The organism is Glutamicibacter sp. BSL13 (genome assembly GCF_052928425.1).
Map to the genome: position 1 here is coordinate 1 of NZ_JAVGCZ010000041.1, position 22964 is coordinate 22964.

Below are 22964 nucleotides of genomic sequence, written 5' to 3' on the forward strand. Positions count from 1 at the left end.
GCAAACCGTGCAGCGCGGCGTCCGCGCCCGAGGTGCGATGACGGCTCCGCCGCTGTGGCGCCACGGCACGATTTAAACGTCAAACGCGGCCACCGCCGGCAAGGCGATGGCCGCGTGAGATTCGGTCCGCAGCGGCGGCGGGCTGTCCTGGGGTGAACCCGTGGCTGGGGTGGTCCCTACTTGACCTGATCGATCACGGTTTCGGCCACCTGGCGCATGCTCAACCGGCGGTCCATGGAGGTCTTCTGGATCCAGCGGAACGCCTCGGGCTCGGTCAGCCCCATCTTGGTGATCAGCAGGCTCTTGGCCCGATCCACCAGCTTGCGGGTCTCGAACTGCTCGCTGAGGTTGCTGACTTCCTCCTCCAGGGCGCGCAGCTCGTCGTGCCGGGAGATCGCGATTTCGATGGCCGGGGTCAGGTCGGCCTCGGTGAACGGCTTGACCACGTACGCCATGGCGCCGGCCTCCCGGGCCCGGTCCACCAGTTCCTTCTGGCTGAACGCGGTCAGCAGCACGACCGGGCAGATGCGTTCCTTGACGATGGTTTCCGCGGCGCTGATCCCGTCAAGCACCGGCATCTTCACGTCCATCAGGACCAGATCCGGCTTCAGCTCGCGGGCCTTCTCAATGGCGCTTTCCCCATTGTCGACCTCGGCCACTACCTCGTATCCCTCTTGGCGCAGGATTTCGACGATGTCCAGGCGGATCAGGGTCTCATCCTCGGCCACGAGTACGCGGCGGGCGGTGCCAGGCGTTTCGGCGGGGATCTTGGTGATGTCGGGCAGCTGGCTCAATTCGTTTCCTTTGTGTTCACACGGGCAGCAATTCTGGTCGCTCGCTAACGCCGGAAGGCAGATGCTGGGCGGGAAACCGGGGTTTCTAAGAACAGCCTACTTGCCTGGGGGCCGGTATGCCCGATGACGCGGAAGATTCGATTAGGAAATCCAAAATCCGTCCAGTACTATCGTAAAAGTGCCAGCCCAAGTGGCGGAATCGGTAGACGCGCCGCACTCAAAATGCGGTATCGAAAGATGTGTGGGTTCGAGTCCCACCTTGGGCACCTGGTGATGGAATCCCCTTCGCACGACCTGCGGGTTGCGCGGTGGGGATTTTTCGTGCCAGCAGTGCTTTGCACCGCATCCGCAGAAACGAAAAGCCGGCGGAAACCGCCTGTTAGCTTGATCATAGGACGATCCGGGTTCACCTGCGTGTCACCCGTTGTTCGCCAGATCTGGGTTGACTTTTCAGATTGACTCAGTGACAGGTAGTCATATGATTGAACTGGCTCGCGGCCATTGTGCCGTGTCGTTCACCGTGCAGATGGATCGATATCGCGGTGTGCTGAGCAGAAAACTTTCCCTTAGCCGTTCGACCCCCAGGCTGGTATTCAATGGATTTGACGCTCATCGTCGTCCTGGTCATTACCTTGGCGTTGTTCTTCGACTTCACCAACGGTTTTCATGACACGGCCAATGCGATGGCCACTCCAATCGCAACCGGCGCCATCACAGCGAAAAAAGCTGTGTTGCTCGCCGCAGCCCTCAACTTGGTAGGCGCGTTCCTCTCCACCGAGGTTGCCAAGACGATCTCCGGCGGAATCATCAAGGAGGGCGAGGGCGGCGTGCAAATCATGCCGGAAATGATCTACGCCGGCCTGATGGGCGCAGTGATCTGGAACGTGCTGACCTGGCTGTTGGGCCTTCCCTCCAGCTCCTCCCACGCATTGTTCGGCGGCCTGATCGGTGCGGCCATCGTCGGCGCCGGGCTGGGCGCCATCGACTACGGCGTGCTGATGAGCAAGGTGCTGCTGCCGGCGCTGTGTGCCCCGGTGATTGCCGGTGTCTCCGCGTACGTGTGTACGAAGCTGGCCTACGCCATCACCAAGCGTCAATCAGGCGCTTCGCCCAAGCGCGGCGGGTTCCGCTACGGCCAGATCTTCTCCTCCTCGCTCGTGGCACTGGCCCACGGCACCAACGACGCGCAGAAGACCATGGGCGTCATCACCCTGACCCTGGTTGCCGCCGGGATGCAGGAAGCCGGCACCGGCCCGCACCTGTGGGTCATCACCAGCTGTGCGCTGGCCATCGCGCTGGGCACCTACACCGGCGGTTGGCGTATCATCCGCACCATGGGCTCGGGCCTGACCGATGTGAAGCCCGCGCAGGGCTTCTCCGCGGAAGTGTCCACCGCCTCGGCGATCCTGGCCTCCTCGCACCTGGGCTTCGCCCTGTCGACCACCCAGGTCGCCTCCGGTTCGGTGATTGGTTCGGGCATGGGCCGCAAGGGCGCCGAGGTGCGTTGGGGTACCGCCGGGCGCATCGCGCTGGGTTGGCTGTTCACCCTGCCGGCCGCGGCAGTCGTCGGCGCGCTGGCCGCCCTGGTCATGCACCTGGGCAACGCCGGCACCCTGGTCGTCAGCGTGCTGGGCGCCGGAATCCTGCTGGTGTTCTGGGTGCTCTCGCGCCGTGACGTTGTCGGCCACGACAACGCGATCTCCGACATCGACTCCTCGGGTGCCGCAGTGAAGATCCTGTCGAAGAAGGAACGCCGCAAGCGCGAGAAGGCCGCCAAGGCGGCCGCGAAGGAAGCGGCGAAGAACAACGCCAAGAAGAATCCCACGCAGGGGGCCAAGAAGTGACCATCGACTGGGCAGCATTCCTGATCGTCGCGGTAACCACCTGGGTCGCCGCCATCCTCATCGTCAGCGCGTACTCGTTTGGCGTCCGCCTGCTGGCCGTCGCCCGCGATGACGACCGCCATGAGGCCCTGAACCGCTTCGGCGCGTTCGCCTGCTTCGCCTTCTGCGGAATCGTGGTGCTTTTCGGCATCATCCTGATCGTGCCGGCCCTGAGCGCCAGCATCCTGGGCGTTTGAGCTAATTTCCCGCCCGAGTACCTTCACCGATGGAGGCACCCATAGACTGGAGCCATGACGAGCTTCAAATACTATGTGGGTGCCTCCATCGATGGTTTTATCGCCGATTCGGCCGGTGAAACCCGCTGGCTTGAACCCTTCGGCGGCGCGCAGGGCGCGCTGCCCGGGTTCCAGAAGTTCTTCGACGAGATCGGCGCGATCGTCATTGGTGGCCAGACCTACCTGTGGCTGGTCAAGCAGCTCACCGCACTTGAGCGGCCCTGGCCCTACGCCGGCAAACCGGTGTGGGTGTTCACCCACCACGAACTGCCCTCCACTCCCGGGGCCGACCTGACGTTCGTGCGCGGGGACATTGACCTGTGGTCGCACGACATTGCCCGCAGCGCCGGCCAGCAGGACGTCTGGATCCTGGGCGGGGCCCAGCTGGCCGGGAGGTTCCTTACCGCCGGGGTGCTCGATGAGCTGCAGCTGCTTACCGTCCCGGTGGTCCTGGGCAGCGGGGTGAGCGTCTTCGACACCAAGACCCCTGCCGACTTCACCCTGATCGACCGCACGGCCCACGAGAATGGGGTATTGGAGGACCGCTACCGGGTTGCCGCCCCGTAGCCCGGCAGTGGCACCGCCCCCTTCCCGCACCTGGCCTGCCCATGTTGCCGCTCCGGCCGGAGCCAAGGGCCCGGGGATGTGCCAAAGATTGCGTGGTTCGGGAAGTGAAAATGTCCCGAAGTGCAACTAGGCTGGCAGGTGTGAGTGAAACAACCAAAGTGATGTCCGAATCGGACCGACGACTGCTGATCATTGACGGGCACTCGATGGCGTTCCGCGCCTTCTATGCGCTGCCCGCCGAGAACTTCGCCACGAGCACCGGTCAGCACACCAACGCTGTGCACGGGTTCGTCTCCATGCTGCTGACCATGATCCGCCAGCAGAAGCCAACTCACGTGGCGGTCGCGTTCGACCTGGACACCCCGACCCTGCGCTCCCAGGAGTACACCGAATACAAGGGCGGGCGCAACAAGACTCCCGAGGAGTTCTACGGCCAGATCGACCTGATCCAAGAGGTCATGAAGGCGATGAACATTCCCAGCATCACCCTGGAGGGGTACGAGGCCGATGACATCCTGGCCACCCTGGCCCGGCAGGGTGAGGACGCCGGCTTCAAGGTGCTGGTCGTTTCCGGGGACCGCGACGCGTTCCAGCTGATCAACGAGGACACCCTGGTGCTCTACCCGAAGAAGGGCATCAGCGACATCCCGCCGATGGACGCCGACGCTATCGAAGCCAAGTACTTCGTCCGCCCCGAACGCTACTGCGACCTGGCCGCGCTGGTCGGGGAAACCGCGGACAACCTGCCCGGCGTGCCCGGGGTTGGCCCCAAGACGGCCGCGAAATGGCTGGGCCTGTACGGTTCGCTGGACGGCGTGCTGGAGAACATCGACTCCATCAAGGGCAAAGTCGGCAACAACCTGCGCGAGCACGTGGAGAACGTCAAGCGCAACCGGCGCCTGAACGAACTGCACCGCGACCTGGACCTGCCGGTCACCCTGGAAGAGTCCGTGCTGGAAAGCCCGAACCGCGAGGCCGTGGAAAACCTGTTCGACGCGCTGGAGTTCAACACCCTGCGCAAGCGCCTCTTTGACCTGTTCGCCGCCCAGGAAGAGGAGGTCGAACGCGAGGTCATCGAGTTCAACCTCACCGAGATCACCACCGCGCAGCAGCTGGACGAGTTCATCAAGGCCGCCGACGGGGCGAAGATCGCCCTGCAGCCGGCCGTCAGCGGCGGGGAAGCGGCCGCCCTGGCCCTGACCCACGGCACCGAGTCCGCCTGGATCAGCCTGAGTGAACTGGATGAGCAGACCGACCGCGCGCTGGCCGACTACCTGGGGGATCCGCGCGCACCGAAGGTGCTGCACGATGCGAAGGCCAGCATGCACCTGCTGGCAGAACGCGGCCTGGACCTGGTCGGCGTCGTCGACGACACCTTGATCGGCGCCTACCTGATCCAGCCGGACCGGCGCAGCCACGACCTGGCCGACATCGCCCAGTACCACCTGAAGGCCACCGTCCCGGTGGTCAAGCCGGAGAAGAAGGGGCAGCTGGACCTGGGGATGGGGGTGGACCCGGAGCTGAAGAACGCCACCTTGGCGCAGAGCCAGGCCATCAACGAGCTCTCCGAGTACCTGGTCGGGCGCCTGGAGGAAAAGCACGCCGCACAGCTGATGAAGGACATTGAGCTGCCGCTGGTGCGGGTGCTGTTCGACATGGAGCGGGCCGGGATCGCGGTGGACCGCACGAAGCTGGATGAGCTCTACGACCACTTCACCACCCAGGTGGAGCAGTCCACCCAGGAGGCCTACGACGCGATCGGCCACGAGGTGAACCTCTCCAGCCCGAAGCAGCTGCAGGTGGTGCTGTTCGAGGAACTGGAGCTGCCCAAGACCAAGAAGATCAAGACCGGCTACACCACGGATGCCGAGTCGCTGCAGGACCTGCTGGTCAAGACCGGGCACCCGTTCCTGGTCGCGCTGATGGCCTACCGCGATGCGATCAAGCTGCGCCAGACCGTGGAGGGGCTGCGCAAGTCGATCGCCGAGGACGGGCGGATCCACACCACCTACGCCCAGACCGTCGCGGCCACCGGACGCCTGTCCAGCCTGAACCCGAACCTGCAGAACATCCCGATCCGCTCCGAGGAGGGCCGGCGCATCCGCGACGTGTTCGTCGTCGGCGAGGGCTACGACAAGCTGCTGACCGTGGACTACTCGCAGATCGAAATGCGCATCATGGCCCACCTCTCCGGGGATGAGGGCCTGATCCAGGCCTACCAGGACGGGGAGGACCTGCACCGCTACGTCGGCTCGCGGGTGTTCAACGTCAGCCCCGAAGAGGTCTCCAGCGAGATGCGCTCCAAGGTCAAGGCGATGAGCTATGGGCTGGCCTACGGGTTGAGCTCCTTCGGACTGTCCAAGCAGCTGAAGATCACCGTCGATGAGGCCCGCACCCTGATGAAGGACTACTTCGACCGCTTCGGCGCGGTGCGCACCTACCTGCGTTCAGTGGTCGACCAGGCCCGCAAGGACGGGTTCACCGAAACGATCTTTGGGCGCCGCCGCTACTTGCCGGAACTGAACAGCTCCGACCGCCGCCTGCGCGACATCGCCGAACGCGCGGCGCTGAACGCCCCCATCCAGGGCTCGGCCGCGGACATCATCAAGGTCGCGATGCTGCAGGTGGACGCGGAACTGGCGGCGGCCGGGCTGAAGAGCCGGATGCTGCTGCAGGTCCATGACGAACTGGTGCTGGAGATCGCCGAGGGGGAGCTGGAGCAGGTGCAGGCCCTGGTCACCGAACAGATGGGCAACGCGGCCCAGCTGCGTGTCCCGTTGGACGTGCAGCCCGGCATCGGCCACTCCTGGCACGAGGCCGGCCACTAGGGGCCGACGCCACCCCTAGCCGGTGTCCGATCCGGTCCCGCAGCCGGATCGGACACCGGGGGCGCACACCCCACGGGCCAGCGCTCCCACTGACCGCCCACCGCACCCTTCACCACCCCCAGCACCATCCACGATTCACGGCACCATCCACGATTCGACGGGCGGCACACCCGCGCGGCCCGCACCACGTCCCACCAACCGATGGAAGGACCCACCATGGACAAGCTGCACACCGAGCACTGGCAGGCCGACCAGCTCACCGAGCAAGAAATGAAACACCTGGACCGGTTCCACCGCGCCACCGCCCGCGGCTTCCACAGTCCAGTGACCAACGAGGACGCGGCCGAGCGCTGGCGGCAGATTACCGCGGCCCAGAAAATGCGGATGTCCCTGGTCTACGATCGGGATGCGGGCAGCCCGGCGCTGCACGAAAACGAACCGGTGCACACCTATGGCGGCTTCCCGGGCCGGCTGAACGCAGGGGCCGGAACCGACTTGTCGATCTACAAGATCACCGCCGTCACGGTCAGCCCCAGCTACCGGCGCCGCGGCATCCTGGGGCGCCAGATCACCGAGGATCTGGGCTACGCGAAGCAGCAGGGCTACCCGTGGGCGGCGCTGACCGCCTCGGACGCCCGGATCTACGGGCGTTGGGGCTACGGCATCGCCAGCTACGAGAACCGCTTCGCGCTGGAGTGCACCGACGGCCTGAAGCTGCGCGAGCCGTTGCCCGGGCGGGTCATGGAAGTCAGCGCCGAGCAGATCGAACCGCACTTCGACGAACTGGCCGAACGCTGCATGGCCGGCACCTACGGTTCCATTGACGCCTCGGCGTTCGACCGCGGCTACATTCTGGGCCAGCTGGACGGGTGGGAGAATCTCGCCCCGGCCAAGGACGCGCGTCTGGCCGCGCACTACGACCAGCACGGAACGCTCGACGGGCTGATCAGCTACAAGTACCAGAGCCGGGACTCCAAGCCCCGGGCCATGATGGTGCGTGGACTACTGGCCCAGAACGCCGCCGCCCGCGTGGCCCTGCTCGAATTCCTGGGCAACCACGACCTGATCGGCGAGGTGCTTGGCGCCGGGCCGGTCGATGACCCGCTGCGCCTGATGCTGGCCAACGACCGCAACTACAAGGTGGAAGAGACCCGGGACGTGCTGTGGCTGCGGCTGCTGGACCCCGTCGCCGCGCTGCAGGCCCGCGCGTGGAGCCGGGACGGTTCCTTCGTGCTGGTGCTGCGTGATCAGCTGGGCCTGGCCGACGGCACCTATCAGGTGCGCATCGAGCAGGGCCGGGCAAAGGTCACGCCGAATCCCGCCACCGAACACCGGCTGCCAGAGCTGTCCATGGATGTTTCGGTGCTGCCGCGGCTCTACCTCGCCAGCGCGCGGCTGGCCGATCTGGTGGACGTGGGCCTGGTGCAGTGCCGTTCAGACCGCGACCTCAACGAGCTGGAAATGCTGTTCGCCCAACCGCGCAGCGCGTTCACGCCCTACGAGTTCTAGGCCGAGCCGCGCCGGCATTACGTAGGACGGGGCGCCGCGCAATTGTGTCCAACAACACTTGCGCGGCCATCCACCGGATGTCGACGTGACTTTGACCGAGGCCTGTGCAAGCGCGTAAACTTGAAAAGTGTGTCATGGCTTTGCCATGTCCACTCGCTATGCAGTACACACCTCGAAATTCCGGGACTTCCGGAGTCTCGACTGACCATAAACTATCCACATCGGAGTCCCTACTACATGACCATCACCTCGAACGAGAAGCACAGCACCCCGGTCGTTGCCATCAACGACATCGGATCTGCTGAGGACTTCCTGGCTGCCGTCGACGCCACCATCAAGTACTTCAATGATGGTGACCTCGTCGAAGGCACCGTCGTCAAGGTTGACCATGACGAAGTCCTGCTCGACATCGGTTACAAGACCGAAGGTGTCATCCCTTCCCGCGAGCTTTCCATCAAGCACGACGTTGACCCGGGTGAAGTTGTCACCGTCGGCGACAACGTCGAAGCCCTGGTCCTGACCAAGGAAGACAAGGAAGGCCGTCTGATTCTCTCCAAGAAGCGTGCTCAGTACGAGCGTGCCTGGGGCGATATCGAAAAGATCAAGGAAGAAGACGGCGTCGTTACCGGTACCGTCATCGAGGTTGTCAAGGGTGGCCTCATCCTGGACATCGGCCTGCGCGGCTTCCTGCCGGCATCGCTGGTCGAGATGCGTCGCGTTCGCGACCTGGCCCCGTACATCGGACAGGAAATCGAAGCCAAGATCATCGAGCTGGACAAGAACCGCAACAACGTGGTGCTCTCCCGCCGTGCATGGCTGGAGCAGACCCAGTCCGAGGTTCGCTCGACCTTCCTCAACAAGCTCGAGAAGGGCCAGGTTCGCCCGGGCGTTGTCTCCTCGATCGTCAACTTCGGTGCCTTCGTGGACCTGGGCGGCGTCGACGGCCTGGTGCACGTCTCCGAGCTGTCCTGGAAGCACATCGACCACCCGTCCGAGGTTGTCGAGGTTGGCCAGGAAGTCACCGTCGAGGTTCTGGAAGTGGACCTGGACCGCGAGCGTGTCTCCCTGTCGCTGAAGGCCACCCAGGAAGATCCGTGGCAGACCTTCGCCCGCACCCACGCCCTGGGCCAGGTTGTGCCGGGCAAGGTCACCAAGCTGGTTCCGTTCGGTGCGTTCGTTCGCGTCGAAGACGGCATCGAGGGCCTGGTGCACATCTCCGAGCTGGCCGTGCGCCACGTCGAGCTGGCCGAGCAGGTTGTCTCCGTGGGCGACGAGCTGTTCGTCAAGGTCATCGACATCGACCTGGAGCGCCGCCGCATCTCCCTGTCCCTCAAGCAGGCCAACGAGGGTGTCGACCCGGAGGGTACCGAATTCGATCCGGCTCTGTACGGCATGGCCGCAGAGTACGACGAAGAGGGCAACTACAAGTACCCGGAGGGCTTCGATCCGGAGTCGAACGAATGGCTGGAGGGCTTCGAGACCCAGCGCGCCGCTTGGGAAGCACAGTACGCTGCTGCCCAGGAGCGTTGGGAAGCTCACAAGAAGCAGGTTGCCGAGGCCATGAACGCCGACGCCACCGCCGAGCCGACCGCTGCCGAGCCGGCACCGGCTTCGTACTCCTCCGAGGCACCGGCTTCCGATTCCGGAACCCTGGCTTCGGACGAGGCACTGGCTGCCCTGCGCGAGAAGCTGACCGGCAACTAATTGCCGCGTAGCGTCCAGCGCTAGCTGAACGACGGCGGGTTTGTCCCTGATACCAGGGGCAAACCCGCCGTCGTCGTTTAATCGGACGCCACGTGTCACCGTGGCGGGCTGCGTAGCTCCTCCAAAATGTTGACGAGCCGCGCCGCAAAGTCCTCCTTCCGGGCCTTCTTCCCCGCTGCCCCAAAACTAGTCTTGATTTAGAGAATCCCAATTAAGCGGGCATCACGAACGAGAGGCAAAGGGGCCGATGGGACAGGAAACCGAGATGGCAAGGGACCTGCTGCGCTCCGAGAAGGTCAGCGTCCCGTTCCGGCGCCTGAGCGAGCAGGAGTGGGGCAATGTTCCGCGCAGCATCCCCAACTGGATCTTGAGCCTTGGCACCTGGCTGCCGGTACTGGGGTTGCTCATCTGGCTCATCGGCTGCCGCGGGCATGACCTTCCCTGGCTGGCGCAGGGCTGGTGGGGTGCGCTCACTGCCGCCGTCGGTGCGGTGGCGGTGATGGTGGCCAGCGGACGCCAGGCGCCCTGGGTTGCCGCGGCCACCTGCCTGGCCCTCGTGGCCTGGATGCCATGGCCGCCGCTGGAACAGCGGGTCCTTGCGCTGGGCGCCGGATGTTTCGGCCTGCTGGGTGGGCTCGGAATGCTCAGTGGCCTGCGTTTCACCAGAAGCTTGCGTACCTGGCGACGTGAAGCGGTGCAATCCGTGATGGTTGAGAAGAGTTTGCTGCAGCACACCGCCGCCCGGAAACAAGTGGCCCCGTGGCTGGCCAAACTATCCGCGGCCGGATTCGTGTACGGCTTGGCTAGGGTTGGCTTCGACTATTTCACCGATGCACAGCAACAGGTGGACCGGATCCAGATACAACATCTGCAAACCGCTGCCTGTGGGCTGATCGGGCTCGCGTGCTGGGGGTTGCTGGTCCTGGTGCGTTTCGCCGCCCAGCGGTTCGTCGGGCCCCTGGTCCTGCGGATCCCGGTCGGTGGGGGACAAGGCGGCGCGATTCACCTGGGCGCACTGAGCGGAGTGGTGGCGCGCTCGGAAGCCTCCGAGGAGGACTGCAGGTGCGGCGCACCTGCAAGCAACTTTGAGGCAGCCGCCGAACCGGAACACGACGATCCCTGGCTGGCCGCGTTCGTACCGGTCCACGAAGAATGTGCCCGGCACGGGGTGCAGGCCGTCAACAGCATGAGCAGGCAGGAGTTTGTGCGCCACGCCCTGAACCCGTGGGTCTGGGCAGAGCACGTGAACGACCAGCTGATTCCCGCCGGAACCGAGCTGGAGGTGATGGGGCTGAGCGGGTGGGACTGCCGCCCGTTGCCGGTGGACAGTGGCCCGGTTTCCACACTTGGGTCACCGCAGGGACGTTTGGCGCTGTACCCGCATCGGGTTTCGGAGGTGCTGCGCCGCAACCGGCGCACCGTACGCTGGCGGGCGCGGCGCGATGTGTCCCTGGAACCGGTGGTGTGGCAGGGGCAACCGGGCAAGGAACTGGATCGCATCCCCCTGACCGGGGTCGGGATTGACGGCAGTGCCGTGCGGGTTGAGGGGCGGCGGCCCTACCTGCTTCCGCACCGCCAGGCGGGCTGACCACGCACCACGGCCGAAGACCTTCATCGCGTCGGCGCGCGATGGGCAGCCAGCAGTGCCGGCGGCAGGGGAGCGGGTTCCCTTATGGGGGAGGAGCGACCGGGTCTGCCGGCCGGAACAGGTCGCCGAGCCGGTAGTTGATGGAATTGCGGCGGGGAAGCTGCAGCGGATCCTGGAATTTGGGCAGGATCACCTGCGGCACCCCGCCGTTGGAGATGACTTTGAGCAGCCCGGCATGCACATCGTGGTGGTGCTTCGTGCACATGGTCGCGGCCCACCGCACGGCGGTAACTCCGCCATCCTTCCAGAACCTGATGTGGTGGATTTCGCAGTGCTCCACTGGCACCTTGCAGCCCGGGACGATGCATCCGCGATCCCGGGCCTTGATCGCCCGGGCCATGGGCAGCGGGTATTCGCGCTGGCTGCGGCCCACATCGAGAATTTCCCCCTTGCCGCCCAGCGTCATCGGGATGATCCTGGCACGGGCCAGGATTCGGCGCAGGTCGGTGGCCGACAGTTCCAGCCCATGTGCGGTCAGTCCGTGGGTTTTGGCTTCGCCGCGCAGCTCGGCCAGTGTCAGGTGCACCATTACCAGGGGCCGGACCAGTGGCGGCAATGCAGCCCGCTTTTGGGCCTTGCCCTTGGCCTTGCGTTGGCGGCGCGAGTGGTCGCGCAGGATCTTGTCGATGTCCAGGCGCAGGAACCCGAGCAGCGCCCTGAGCCGGCGCTGTGGGACATTGGCGGCCACCGAGCTGATCGGACCGCTCTGCGCCGCTTCCTCTGCGGTGACAAAGTCCGGGCGATCCTCGGCGTCCGGAGCCGGCGCAGATCCACTCGGTGCGCCAGCTTCCGCGGGATCGTCGAGCACACGGCTGTCGGTCCCGGCATCGGTGCGCGGATTATCGGCCTGGGCGATCAGTGATTCGATCAGTTCCGCGTCGCCGGGCAACAGCCGCAACGCATAGTTCACCAGCCCGTTCTTCGCCCCGGTCCGGAACAGGCCGGTGGCAGTGACGGGATCGAGCTGTTCGGTGGTGGTCCGCGCCTGCTTGAACAGCTGGTTTAGTTTCTTGCTGCGCGTGGCCGGATTGGGTTCGGCAACCAGGCTCTGGGCCACGTCTTCCACGGTGGCGCCCTCCGGGGTGAGCACCGGTGGCAGCGGCTGCTCGGTGCCCTCGGCGACGGGCTCCAAGGCGGCCAGCCGTCCGGCCGCGGAGATCACCGATTGGGGCGGCACAGAGGCGTCGTTGAATTTCGCGGCCAGCTTCGGGAATTGGGGGTCGACCGGCACGCCGGCGTCATCGAACCGGCCAATCAGTTGCCGGGCTGCGTTCACCCGGCGTTTGGCCTCGTGGTAGTCCAGCGGCAGCCAACCGGCCAGGAATTCGGCCGGGTCCTTGAAGGTGGGCCGACCCAGCGCGTAGCGGGCCGCAACGTCGGCGGAGTCGGGGGCCGCCGGGGATGGCTCGTCCGTGGCGGTGTCCGGGGAATCGCAATGATCGCGCAGCACGTCCAGCTCCCGGGGATCCAGGCAGTGCAGGGCGTGGCGCTCGGCCAGGTGGGCGCACAGGATCTTGAGGCGGGCGATGTGGTCCCCGGCGCTTTCGGTGCTGCTGGCCAGCCGGACGGCGTAGCGGGGATCGGTGTTCGCCTGGGCGGCCTGGTGCAGGGCTGCGGGCAGGGAAGTCATGAGCTGGCACAGCGCCGCGGCGTCCTGGGCGCTGAGCCCGGCCGGCTGTCGCAGGTGCGCGGCGATCTGTTCGACCGCCTGGCGCAGGTTGTTGTTGCTCATGGCCCCAGTGTGCGCCGTCAACCCGCGAGGCGGCGGCGGGCAGCGAAAGATGTGGATAACTCTTTTCGTGTTCCCGTGCCCGGTGGTTGCCGGGCCCGGTGGTTGGCGCGGCATGGCGTTCCGGTGCCCAGCGGTGCCGGGCCACATGCCCCGGTTTAGTGCCGCTGCCGGGTGGCCTGCACCACCGTGAACTTGGAGTCGCGGGCCAGTTGGCGGACCGGGCCGATGCGCCGGGTGATTTCCCCGCGGTAGCGCAGGTGGGAGTTGTAGACGCACAACAGCTGGCCGCCGTCGGCGAGCACCCGGGCCGCCTCATCAAGCAGCTTCAGCGCGATCCCGGCATGCACCGTGTTGCCCATGTGGAAGGGCGGATTCAGGGTGATCAGGTGGGCGCTGGCGGCGGGCAGCCGGGACAGCCCGTCATCCTGCACGACGCTGATGCGCCCGCCCAGCCCGTTCAGCGCCGCACCGGCGGCGGTGGAGGCCACCGCGGAGGCCGAATGGTCCGAGGCCGCCACCCGCAGCCCGGGGGTGGCCAGTGCCGCGTAGATCCCGATGCTGCCGTTGCCGCAGGCCAGGTCCACCAGTTCATCCTGTCCGGAAAGATCCGGCAGGTGCTCCAGCAGCAGCCGGGTGCCCGGATCCAGCCGGGCCTGGCCGAAGGTCGCCGCGGAGGCGCGCAGCGTAAAGCGCCGGCCGTTGACTGTGTGGGTGGCCTGCGCCGGAAAGCTGGGCACCGGCTGGTGCGGCAGCGGGGTGCGGGCGGTGAGTACGCGGGACTTCTGCCGGGCCAGGGACACGTCGAGCCGGGCGAAGCGCGCCTGCAGGACCTGGTTCATGGAGCGGTTCAGGTGCTTGATGCGCCCCCCGGCGTGCACCACCACCTCCGGGTGGGCGTGTTCCGCGATGAGCGCGGCGAATTCGTCGAGCACATCCAGCCCGCGCGGCAGGTTCAGCAGCACCAGTTCGGCATCCCGCAGCGCCGTTCCGGGGTCCAGCAGCTGCAGCCGCTCCAGCCAATGCGGGGCCAGGCGCTGCAGGTTGGCGGTGATCGCACGCTGGGCGGTGAGCGAATCGGTGTGCACCAGCACCCGTTCGGCGCCGGCGGCCAACGCGCCCAGGCTGAGCGCGCCGTAGTGGTCGTTGAGCACGCTGACCGTGCCCGGCCAGCTGTGCACGGTGTCCAGGATCAGCCGTTCGGCCGCGTCCACGGCGTGCAGGTTCTCGGCCTCCACGTCCGGGTAGCGGCGCAGGGCGTCCAGCAGCTCGCTCACCGCCCACCGCCCTGGGGCACGTCCACCCAGTCGTGGCCCTGCAGCTGCCCGTGCAGGGCGCCGGAGGAGAGGGTGGCCAGCTGGCGCTGGAACTCGTCCTCGGCGCCGGGCTCGTCGGCGATCGCCACCTGCAGCAGCGCACCCTCGGCCTGCCAGTCGGTGGCGCCGAGCTGGTAGCCGGCGGCGCGCAGATCGTTTTCATAGCGTGCGGCCTGCGAATGCTCGGCGGGCACGGCCAAGCGCAGCATCCGCTGCCGGGTGACCAGGGTGGCCGCGTCCAGCGCCTGGGAGACGGAGTCGGAGTAGGCGCGCACCAGCCCGCCGGCGCCGAGCTTGATCCCGCCGAAGTAGCGCACGCACACGGCCAGCACGTCGCTCAAATCGGTGCCGTGGGTGGTTTCGCGTTTGATCAGCGCCTCCAGCATCGGGATCCCGGCGGTGCCGGCCGGCTCCCCGTCGTCGGAAGAGCGCTGGGTCATCCGGTCCGCGCCGAGCACGAACGCGCTGCAGTGGTGGCGGGCGTCGAAATGCTGCTTGCGCAGCGCGGCAATGTGCCCGCGGGCGTCGGTTTCGGAGGACACCCGGTACAGGTAGGTGATGAAGCGCGAACGCTTGATCTCCACTTCGTGCGACAGGTCCGCGGCCAAGGTGGTGTACCGACTCGCCACCGAAACGTTGCTGTTCATCTGACTTAGTTTATAGGGTGGAGTTCTAGACCTGAGGCCATTCTTACTTAGCGGGTGTCATGATTCATGTGGGACTGACCGGGGGCATCGCCTCGGGCAAATCGGCGGTGGCCGCGCAGCTGCTGAAGCTGGGCGCGGTGGTGATCGATGCCGACGCGATCGCCCGGCAGGTGGTGGAGCCCGGGACCCCGGCGCTGGAGCAGATCGGGCTGGCCTTCGGCTCGCAGGTGTTCGCCGAGGACGGCAGCCTGGACCGGGCCGCGCTGGCCGCGGTGGTGTTCGCCGACGCCGGGGAGCGCGAGAAGCTGAACGCGATCGTGCACCCGGCGGTGCGCGCCGAGGCCGAACGCCTGCGCGCCGTGGCGGTGGCCGACGGCGCCGAGGTGGTGGTGGAGGACATCCCGCTGCTGGTGGAAAGCGACCAGTACCAGCGTTTTGACAAGGTGCTGGTGGTCCAGGCCCCGCACGATGAGCGGATCCGGCGGATGATGGAGGACCGCGGCTGGGACCGGGCCGAGGCGGTCGCCCGGATGGCGGCCCAGGCCACCGACGAGCAGCGCGCGGCCGTGGCCGACGTGGTGATCCACAACGACGGGAGCATCGAGCAGCTGAACGAGAAGGTCACCCGCGTCTTCCGGAACGGGTTCAGTGCATGAAGCTGACCCTGCGGATCTCCAAATGGGTGATGCTTGCCGCGTTCGCCGTCGCCCTGGTGCTGTGGCTGGGCTTTGGCGGGCGCAGTGAGTTCGTCGCCTCGAACGGGCCCTACTCCCCGGTGGTCTACGTCTCCGGGTGGCTGGCGCTGCTGGGGCTGGCCGCGGCGACCGTGCTTACCACCGGCTTCTTTGGCTCGATGATGTCCAACACGGCCAAGCGGGCGATCATCCGCGGCGGGATGCGCCGAGGGCGATAACGGGTGCCGCGCGGGGGTGCGGCTCGTTATGCTGGGTGCATGAGCCTTGCACAGCCGATCAAGCGCGTCGTCGCCCCCTTTGAAGTCATCAGCGAATACCAGCCTGCCGGGGACCAGCCGCAGGCGATCGCCGAGCTGGCCGAACGCATTAAGGCCGGCGAGAAGGACATTGTGCTGATGGGCGCCACCGGCACCGGCAAGTCCGCCACCACCGCCTGGCTGGTGGAGCAGGTGCAGCGCCCCACCCTGGTGATGGTGCAGAACAAGACCCTGGCCGCGCAGCTGGCCAACGAATTTCGTGAACTGCTGCCGAACAACGCGGTGGAGTACTTCGTCTCCTATTACGACTACTACCAGCCCGAGGCCTACGTGCCGCAGACCGATACCTTCATCGAGAAGGACTCCTCGATCAACGAGGAGGTGGAGCGGCTGCGCCACTCGGCGACGAACTCGCTGCTCACCCGCCGCGACACGATCGTGGTCGCCACCGTCTCGTGCATCTACGGCCTGGGAACCCCGGAGGAATACGTCGCCGGGATGGTCACCCTGCGCCGCGGCATGCAGCTGAACCGGGACGACATGCTGCGCCAGTTCGTGGCCATGCAGTATACCCGCAACGACATGGACTTCCACCGCGGCACCTTCCGGGTGCGCGGGGACACGGTGGAGATCATCCCGATGTACGAGGAGCTGGCGGTGCGCATCGAGTTCTTCGGCGACGAGGTCGACGCGATCCACACCCTGCACCCGGTGACCGGGGAAGTGGTGCGGGAGGAGGACGAGATGTACGTGTTCCCGGCCAGCCACTATGTGGCAGGTGCGGAGCGGATGAACCGGGCGATCAAGTCGATCGAGGATGAGCTGGCCGAACGCCTGGCGGAGCTGGAGCAGCAGAACAAGCTCGTCGAGGCCCAGCGGCTGCGCATGCGCACCACCTATGACCTGGAAATGATGGAGCAGATGGGCTTCTGCAACGGGATCGAGAACTACTCGCGGCACATTGACGGGCGTGAGGCCGGTTCGGCCCCGCACTGCCTGCTGGACTACTTCCCGGATGACTTCCTGCTGGTGATCGACGAGTCGCACGTGACCGTCCCGCAGATCGGGGCGATGTACGAGGGGGACATGTCCCGCAAGCGCACCCTGGTCGAGCACGGCTTCCGGCTGCCCAGCGCCATGGACAACCGGCCGCTGAAGTGGGACGAGTTCCTGGAGCGGATCGGGCAGACGGTGTACCTCTCGGCGACCCCGGGCAAGTACGAGCTGGGCAAGTCCGACGGGGTGGTGGAGCAGATCATCCGCCCCACCGGCCTGGTCGACCCGCAGATCATCGTCAAGCCGACCAAGGGGCAGATCGATGACCTGCTCGATGAGATCCGGGTGCGCGTGGAGCGCGACGAGCGCGTGTTGGTGACCACGCTGACCAAGCGGATGGCCGAGGACTTGACCGACTACCTGACCGAACACCAGGTCCGGGTGCAGTACCTGCACTCGGATGTGGACACGATCCGGCGGGTGGAGCTGCTGCGCGAACTGCGCATGGGCTCCTTCGACGTGCTGGTGGGCATCAACCTGCTGCGTGAGGGCCTGGATTTGCCCGAGGTGTCCCTGGTGGCGATCCTGGACGCGGACAAGCAGGGCTTCCTGCGCTCGGCGACCTCGCTGATCCAGACGATCGGGCGTGCGGCGCGCAACGTCTCGGGTCAGGTGTTCATGTATGCGGACAAGGTGACCGACGCGATGGCCCAGGCGATCGAGGAGACCAACCGGCGCCGGGCGATCCAGCAGGCGCACAACGAGGAGCACGGCATCGACCCGCAGCCGCTACGCAAGAAGATCGCGGACATCACCGACCAGCTGGCCCGCGAGGACGCCGACACCCAGGAGCTGCTGAACAACAACCGGCTGGCCAAGGGCGCCAAGCGCAAGTCCACCCCGGTGCGCAGCGACGGGCTGGCCGCCGCCCCGGCCGAGGACCTGGTGGGGATGATCGAGCAGATGACCGAGCAGATGCATGCGGCGGCCGCCGAACTGCAGTTCGAGCTTGCCGCCCGGCTGCGCGACGAGGTCTCCGAGCTGAAGAAGGAGCTGCGCCAGATGAAGGGCGCCGGGCACGCCTAGCGCCACGCCCGGTGCGGGCCGCGGCTAGATGACGGTGACGGTGAAGCGGCGCACCTGGGCGGTGCGGTTCTCCCACGCCCGGCTCAGCTGCAGCTCCACCGACCAGTATCCGGCGGTGATCGCGCGCAGCGAGGCCACGTGGGTGGCGGTGGCCTGGTCCGCGCGCTGTGACGCGTCCAGGTGCCGCGGGACGGTGCGCTTGGCGGCGCCGTTGCCGTCGGGCTGCTGGCGGATCATTCCCGGCTCCCGCTCGACCATCAGTCCCTGGCCGCATTCGGTCAGCGTCCACAACAAGCCGCTGGCATCCGGGACCGGCATTACCAAATGGATTCGGGTTCCGCGGCTGACCTCGAGGTTGGCGCTGCCGTCGGTCTCGATTTGTTCCATTCATCCATCCTACGGCCTACGCCGCCGCCCGCGGCGCTGGCGTGGATGGATGTGTCGGCGCGTGGCGGTGCGGGGTGGCCGGGGCCATGGGCTGGGACGGGGCGATGGGATACAATGGTTTCTCGTACGTAGGGGAGTATCCCAAATGCTGTGAACGTCAACACGTGGTACGAGGAAGTTCCGCCGGATGCAGCAGCCGAACACAACACGATCTTGTGACGGCGGAGAGACCTTCGGTTCCCTTGTCCTACCCTTACGACGAAAGGCTACATTTCTGTGGGCGTTTCAGGGTTAACCCTCCAATTTGAAATCATCTCGCTGGCCGCGCTGTGCCTGATCCTGCTTTTGGACCTGTTGTACGTGGTCCGCCGGCCGCACGAGCCCTCAATGAAGGAAGCCGGCCTGTTCGTCGCCTTCTACGTCATGCTGGCCGTGATCTTCGGTGGCATCCTGTGGTGGCAGGCCGGTCCGCAGCTGGGCCAGGAATTCTACGCCGGCTGGATCACCGAATACTCGTTGTCGATCGACAACCTGTTCGTCTTCATCATCATCATGACCCGCTTCTCGGTCCCGCGGAAGTACCAGCAGGAAGTGCTGATGTTCGGCATCATCATCGCGCTGATCCTGCGCGCGGTCTTCATCCTGCTGGGCGCGACCCTGATCGAGCACCTGTCCTGGATCTTCTACATCTTCGGCGCCTTCCTGCTGTGGACCGCCTGGCACCAGCTGAGGGACGATGACGAGGACGAGGAAAGCGAATCCGGTCTGGTCAAGCGGCTGACCAGCAAGCTGCCGATCGCCAACGACTACGACGGGAACAAGCTGCGCACCAAGGTCGACGGGAAGAAGATGTTCACCCCCATGGTGATGGTCTTCACTACCATCGGCATGACCGACCTGCTGTTCGCCGTTGACTCGATCCCGGCGATCTTCGGGCTGACCCAGTCCGCGTTCATCGTGTTCACCGCGAACATCTTCGCGCTGATGGGCCTGCGCCAGCTGTACTTCCTGCTGGGCGGGCTGATGAACCGACTGGTCTTCCTGAAGCACGCGCTCAGCTTCATCCTGGCGTTCATCGGCGTGAAGCTGATCTTCCACGCACTGCACGAGAACGAGCTGCCGTTCCTCAACGGCGGCCAGCCGATCGAGTGGGTGCCGGATATCAGCACCAGCCTGTCGCTGATCGTGATCGCCTCCACCATCGTGGTCGCCACCGTCATGTCGCTGTGGACCCCGCTCGGACGCCGTGCCGCGGCCCGCGCCGAGGCCGAGGCCGCAGCGAAGGACGAGAAGTAACGCCCCTGGGGGAGCCGGCCGGCGCGGGTTGCCGGCACTAGACCTCCCACCGGGCCAAGGGCCGGGACGGATGATCCGTCCCGGCCCTTGCCATGCCCGGCGCCCCCGCGGCGCACCCCGGCCGGAGATGAGGAGAGTCACACCCCACACTCTTACATAGCCATGCTATGTAATTTCTTCTATACTGGTACCCATGACAGACCAGCCAGCCTCCGACGCCGCGAACTTCGCCGAGCTCGCCTCGCAGATCTCCACCTCCGCGGCGTTCATGAGCCGGCTGCTGGGCCGGGTGGCCGGGCAGGGCCGCTCGGTGACCGCCTGGCGGGTGCTCTCCACGCTGGATCGCCACGGCGCCCAACGGGTGGGGGATTTGGCCGGGCACGAGCGGATCGCCCAGCCGACCATGACCGGCCTGGTGGGCCGCCTGGAACGCGAAGGGCTGGTCACCCGCTCGGCGGACCCGCAGGACCGGCGCGCCGCGCTGGTGGAGATCACCGGGCGGGGACAAGCCGCGCTGCAGGGCTACCGTGCCCACGCCACCGCCGCCCTGTCCCAGGCGCTGGGGCAGATGAGCCAGGCGGAGCTCGACACGCTGCGCCAGGCGCAGCAGCTGTACACCTGCATGGTGGCCAGCCTCGAATCCCAGTTGTCCTGACCCGCGCCGGCCGCGGCGCGGACCGCCGCCGGCACCCACGAATTTTGTGAGAACCAAACGTACAGAAAGAAGATGATCCACACGAGTACCGCTAGCAAGCCCTCACTATGGCGACAGCCCGGATCGGTATGGGCGATCGCCTTTGCCTGCATGGTCTCCTTCATGGGGATCGGCCTGGTCGATCCGATCCTGCCGGCCATCAGCCGTGAACTGGAGGCCAGCGCCTCCCAGACGATGCTGCTGTTCACCAGCTACCTGTTCATCACCGGCATCGCGATGTTCTTCACCAGCTGGGTCTCGGCCCGCATCGGCGTGAAGCGCACCCTGCTGACCGGCCTGGTGCTGATCGTGGCCTTTGCCGCCCTGGCCGGGGCCAGCGGCAGCGTCAACCAGATCCTGGGCTACCGCGCCGGCTGGGGGCTGGGCAACGCGCTGTTCATCTCCACCGCGTTGGCGGCCATCGTTGGCGCGGCCAGTGGCGGCAGCCGCCAGGCGATCGTGCTCTATGAGGCTGCACTGGGCGTGGGCATGGCCACCGGTCCGCTGCTGGGCGGCATGCTGGGCGACATCTCCTGGCGCGGGCCGTTCTTCGGCACCGCGGTGCTGATGGCCATCGGCCTGGTCGCGATCCTGGCGTTCCTGCGCGCCCCCACCCAGGCGCCGGTGCAGGTGTCCCTGCTGGCCGGGTTCCGGGCGCTGCGCAACAAGGCGCTGCTGGCGCTGGCGGTCACCGCCGTGTTCTACAACTTCGGGTTCTTCGTGCTGCTGGCCTACTCGCCGTTCCCGCTGGAGGCCGCCGCGCACGCCCAGGGCATGGAATTCGGCGCCCACGAGCTGGGTCTGGTGTTCTTCGGCTGGGGCCTGGCCCTGGCGGTCACCTCGGTGCTGGTGGCCCCGCCGCTGACCCGCAACTTCGGGCTGCGTCCCACCCTGTTCACGATGCTCGGCGCGCTGGCCGTGATCCTGGGCGCGATGGCCGTCTTCCACGAGGACCTGGTAGTCCTGATCGTGCTGATCGTCGTCGCCGGCCTGGCACTGGGCGTGATGAACACGGCGCTGACCGAGGCCGTGATGGAGGCCACCGACCTGCCGCGCAACGTGGCCAGCTCCACCTACTCCGGTGTGCGCTTCCTGGGCGGGGCGATCGCCCCGGCCGTGGCCGGTCCGCTGGCCACCGCCCTGGGGGCTGGGGCGCCGTACTGGTTCGGTGCCGGGTCGATCGTGGTGGCGATCCTGGTGCTGGCCTTCGCCGGGCACACGCTGAGCCACATCGGCGTCTCGCATGAGAGCGAACAGGAGGTCGCCGAGGACCTCACCGCCGCGGACGCCTGACGACCAGTCCTCCCAAGGGCAGGACAACGCCCTGCCCCACGCATCCACTGATGCGCGGGGCAGGGCGTTGTTCGTGCCGGGGGCTCCGCTCAGTTCCCGGTGGTGCCCTGTGCCGTGGTGTCTTCGGTGGCGGTGTCTTTGGCTGCAGTGTCCTCGGCGGCGGGGTCCGCGACGGCCGCGCCGGGGGAGCCGTGGCCGGTGGCGGACTTCAGCGCCGCATCCGGGTCGACGCCGTTGGTCATGTCCAGCAGCCGCTTGAAGATGTACGCGCCCTCGTCGGCGATCCCATCGTGGTGGAACGCCTTGGTCACCCAGGTCTGCAGGCCCCGCACCCGGCTGGCGGTGTCCAGGGAGAGCTCGCGGTCCACGTAGACGTCGTCGTGGTAGACCGCGGCGGCCACCGGCACCTGGTTCCGGGCCAGCACCTGCAGGTCGTACAGCGGGGTGAAGTGCTCGTATTCGGCCAGCAGCCGGGCGGTCTCCTCCAGCGGGCGCAGCGCCGGGTCCTCGGCGAAGTACCAGCGGTACACCATCTCACCGGTCAGCAGCGGCACCTCGGCCTGCGGGCTGAATTCCGCGAATTCCTCCAGCACCCGTTCTGCGGCCCAGTTGGTGGCCTGGCCCTGGGCGTAGATCGATTCGTGCAGCACCGCGTAGAGCGGGTTCGCGGCACGGCTGGCCTGGTCGTAGAGCACCGCCAGGAACGTGTCCGACAGCCGCGGCCCGCCCGGGGTGTCGATGAACGCCTCCTGCAGCACATGGTGCAGCGAATGCACCCGGGTGTTCCCGCCCAGGTACTGCCCGAGCATCTGCACCAGCGGGACCGTCACCGGCCGCCCATCGGGCAGGCGTTCATCGTGGAAGGTGCGCACATGGCGGTAGATGCGCTGCAGCACCTGGCGGTCCTGCGGGTACCAGGTGAAGTACTCGGCGTTGCGTTCGGCCATCCTGCGGTAGGTGGCCCGGTAGACGGTGTCCGCGTCGGCGGTGAGCGAGGCCAGCCCGCCGGTGATCAGGCAGCGCTGGAGGGACTGCGGGAAGAACGAGAGGTAGCTCAGCGTGCAGAACCCGCCATAGCTCTGGCCCAGCGTGCTCCAGCGTTCGATGCCCAGCGCCGTGCGCAGCGCCTCCGCGTCGCGCACGATCGAATCGGCCCGGAAGAAGCGCAGGTAGTGCGCCTGGGCGGCCGCGTCCCCGCGCAGCGCCAGGGACTGGCGATTGGCCGGGGTGGACAGCCCGGTGCCGCGCTGGTCCAGCAGCAGCACCCTAAAATGCTTGACCGCCTCCGCCAGCCAGCCCGAGAGCGAGGCCGGGCGCGGGGACCTGCCGCCGGGTCCGCCCTGCAGATACAGCAGCCAGGGCTTGGCCGGATCGGTGCTCACCTCACGGGCGTAGACGC

19 protein-coding genes and 1 tRNA gene are annotated in these 22964 nt (G+C 66.8%); 14 read left to right on the forward strand and 6 right to left on the reverse strand.

The window, feature by feature from the left end; translation table 11 throughout:
- Nucleotides 1-176 precede the first annotated feature (176 nt).
- Nucleotides 177-794 carry an ANTAR domain-containing response regulator gene (locus tag RCJ92_RS09125; protein ID WP_171021256.1) on the reverse strand — a complete coding sequence of 206 codons (618 nt, stop codon included), beginning with the start codon at nt 792-794 and terminating at the stop codon, nt 177-179.
- A 184-nt stretch (nt 795-978) separates the two neighbouring features.
- Here RCJ92_RS09125 and RCJ92_RS09130 point away from each other — a divergent pair.
- The 8 genes from RCJ92_RS09130 (at nt 979) to RCJ92_RS09165 (ending at nt 11109) form a co-directional block, all read left to right on the forward strand.
- Nucleotides 979-1060: transfer RNA gene (locus tag RCJ92_RS09130), tRNA-Leu, on the forward strand.
- A gap of 330 nt (nt 1061-1390) precedes the next feature.
- Nucleotides 1391-2638 (forward strand): inorganic phosphate transporter, encoded by a 1248-nt coding sequence (locus tag RCJ92_RS09135; protein ID WP_138177871.1) that lies wholly within the window; start codon nt 1391-1393, stop codon nt 2636-2638.
- Complete coding sequence (locus RCJ92_RS09140; RefSeq protein WP_138177869.1) at nt 2635-2874, forward strand: hypothetical protein; 240 nt, start codon at nt 2635-2637, stop codon at nt 2872-2874. Before RCJ92_RS09135 ends, RCJ92_RS09140 begins: the two co-directional genes overlap by 4 nt.
- A gap of 54 nt (nt 2875-2928) precedes the next feature.
- A complete protein-coding gene (locus tag RCJ92_RS09145) occupies nt 2929-3480 on the forward strand; it encodes a dihydrofolate reductase family protein (RefSeq protein WP_421013796.1) in 552 nt (183 codons plus the stop codon).
- Between the two features lie 161 nt (nt 3481-3641).
- A complete protein-coding gene (gene polA / locus RCJ92_RS09150) occupies nt 3642-6308 on the forward strand; it encodes a DNA polymerase I (RefSeq protein WP_346922635.1) in 2667 nt (888 codons plus the stop codon).
- Nucleotides 6309-6524: 216 nt separating this feature from the next.
- Nucleotides 6525-7817: a GNAT family N-acetyltransferase gene (locus RCJ92_RS09155; protein ID WP_446754373.1), complete on the forward strand. Its 1293-nt coding sequence runs from the start codon at nt 6525-6527 to the stop codon at nt 7815-7817.
- A gap of 237 nt (nt 7818-8054) precedes the next feature.
- The gene (rpsA, locus tag RCJ92_RS09160; RefSeq protein ID WP_138177861.1) at nt 8055-9521 is read left to right on the forward strand and encodes a 30S ribosomal protein S1; all 1467 of its coding nucleotides are present in this window, start codon (nt 8055-8057) and stop codon (nt 9519-9521) included.
- Between the two features lie 247 nt (nt 9522-9768).
- Nucleotides 9769-11109, forward strand: a complete 1341-nt coding sequence (locus RCJ92_RS09165) for a hypothetical protein (RefSeq protein ID WP_446754374.1) — start codon at nt 9769-9771, stop codon at nt 11107-11109.
- Between the two features lie 82 nt (nt 11110-11191).
- Here the strand turns inward: RCJ92_RS09165 and RCJ92_RS09170 are convergent, their stop codons facing one another.
- From RCJ92_RS09170 to RCJ92_RS09180, 3 genes are all read right to left on the reverse strand, one after another.
- A complete protein-coding gene (locus tag RCJ92_RS09170) occupies nt 11192-12901 on the reverse strand; it encodes an HNH endonuclease signature motif containing protein (protein WP_446754375.1) in 1710 nt (569 codons plus the stop codon).
- 155 nt (nt 12902-13056) lie between these two features.
- Nucleotides 13057-14175, reverse strand: coding sequence for a class I SAM-dependent methyltransferase (locus RCJ92_RS09175; protein ID WP_446754376.1), 1119 nt, complete (start codon nt 14173-14175; stop codon nt 13057-13059).
- Nucleotides 14172-14861: a YigZ family protein gene (locus RCJ92_RS09180; RefSeq protein WP_446754377.1), complete on the reverse strand. Its 690-nt coding sequence runs from the start codon at nt 14859-14861 to the stop codon at nt 14172-14174. Before RCJ92_RS09180 ends, RCJ92_RS09175 begins: the two co-directional genes overlap by 4 nt.
- Nucleotides 14862-14920: 59 nt before the next feature.
- On the opposite strand from RCJ92_RS09180, the gene coaE reads away from it, so the two are divergent.
- From coaE to uvrB, 3 genes are read left to right on the forward strand one after another with little or no spacing between them, the layout of a single operon-like run.
- Complete coding sequence (gene coaE / locus RCJ92_RS09185) at nt 14921-15517, forward strand: dephospho-CoA kinase (RefSeq protein ID WP_446754378.1); 597 nt, start codon at nt 14921-14923, stop codon at nt 15515-15517.
- On the forward strand, nt 15514-15774 hold the full coding sequence (locus tag RCJ92_RS09190; RefSeq protein ID WP_343832832.1) for a hypothetical protein: 261 nt from the start codon (nt 15514-15516) through the stop codon (nt 15772-15774). Before coaE ends, RCJ92_RS09190 begins: the two co-directional genes overlap by 4 nt.
- A gap of 39 nt (nt 15775-15813) precedes the next feature.
- Nucleotides 15814-17895 (forward strand): excinuclease ABC subunit UvrB, encoded by a 2082-nt coding sequence (gene uvrB, locus RCJ92_RS09195; protein WP_446754379.1) that lies wholly within the window; start codon nt 15814-15816, stop codon nt 17893-17895.
- A 24-nt stretch (nt 17896-17919) separates the two neighbouring features.
- Here the strand turns inward: uvrB and RCJ92_RS09200 are convergent, their stop codons facing one another.
- Nucleotides 17920-18282, reverse strand: a complete 363-nt coding sequence (locus RCJ92_RS09200) for a protease inhibitor I42 family protein (protein ID WP_343832834.1) — start codon at nt 18280-18282, stop codon at nt 17920-17922.
- Between the two features lie 276 nt (nt 18283-18558).
- On the opposite strand from RCJ92_RS09200, the gene RCJ92_RS09205 reads away from it, so the two are divergent.
- The 3 genes from RCJ92_RS09205 (at nt 18559) to RCJ92_RS09215 (ending at nt 21565) form a co-directional block, all read left to right on the forward strand.
- Nucleotides 18559-19578, forward strand: a complete 1020-nt coding sequence (locus RCJ92_RS09205; RefSeq protein WP_446754380.1) for a TerC/Alx family metal homeostasis membrane protein — start codon at nt 18559-18561, stop codon at nt 19576-19578.
- 193 nt (nt 19579-19771) lie between these two features.
- Nucleotides 19772-20233: a MarR family winged helix-turn-helix transcriptional regulator gene (locus tag RCJ92_RS09210; protein ID WP_446754381.1), complete on the forward strand. Its 462-nt coding sequence runs from the start codon at nt 19772-19774 to the stop codon at nt 20231-20233.
- Between the two features lie 72 nt (nt 20234-20305).
- Nucleotides 20306-21565, forward strand: a complete 1260-nt coding sequence (locus RCJ92_RS09215) for an MFS transporter (RefSeq protein WP_138926372.1) — start codon at nt 20306-20308, stop codon at nt 21563-21565.
- Between the two features lie 89 nt (nt 21566-21654).
- Here the strand turns inward: RCJ92_RS09215 and RCJ92_RS09220 are convergent.
- The coding region (locus tag RCJ92_RS09220) for an alpha/beta fold hydrolase (protein ID WP_446754382.1) at nt 21655-22964 on the reverse strand (1310 nt) is incomplete at its 5' end.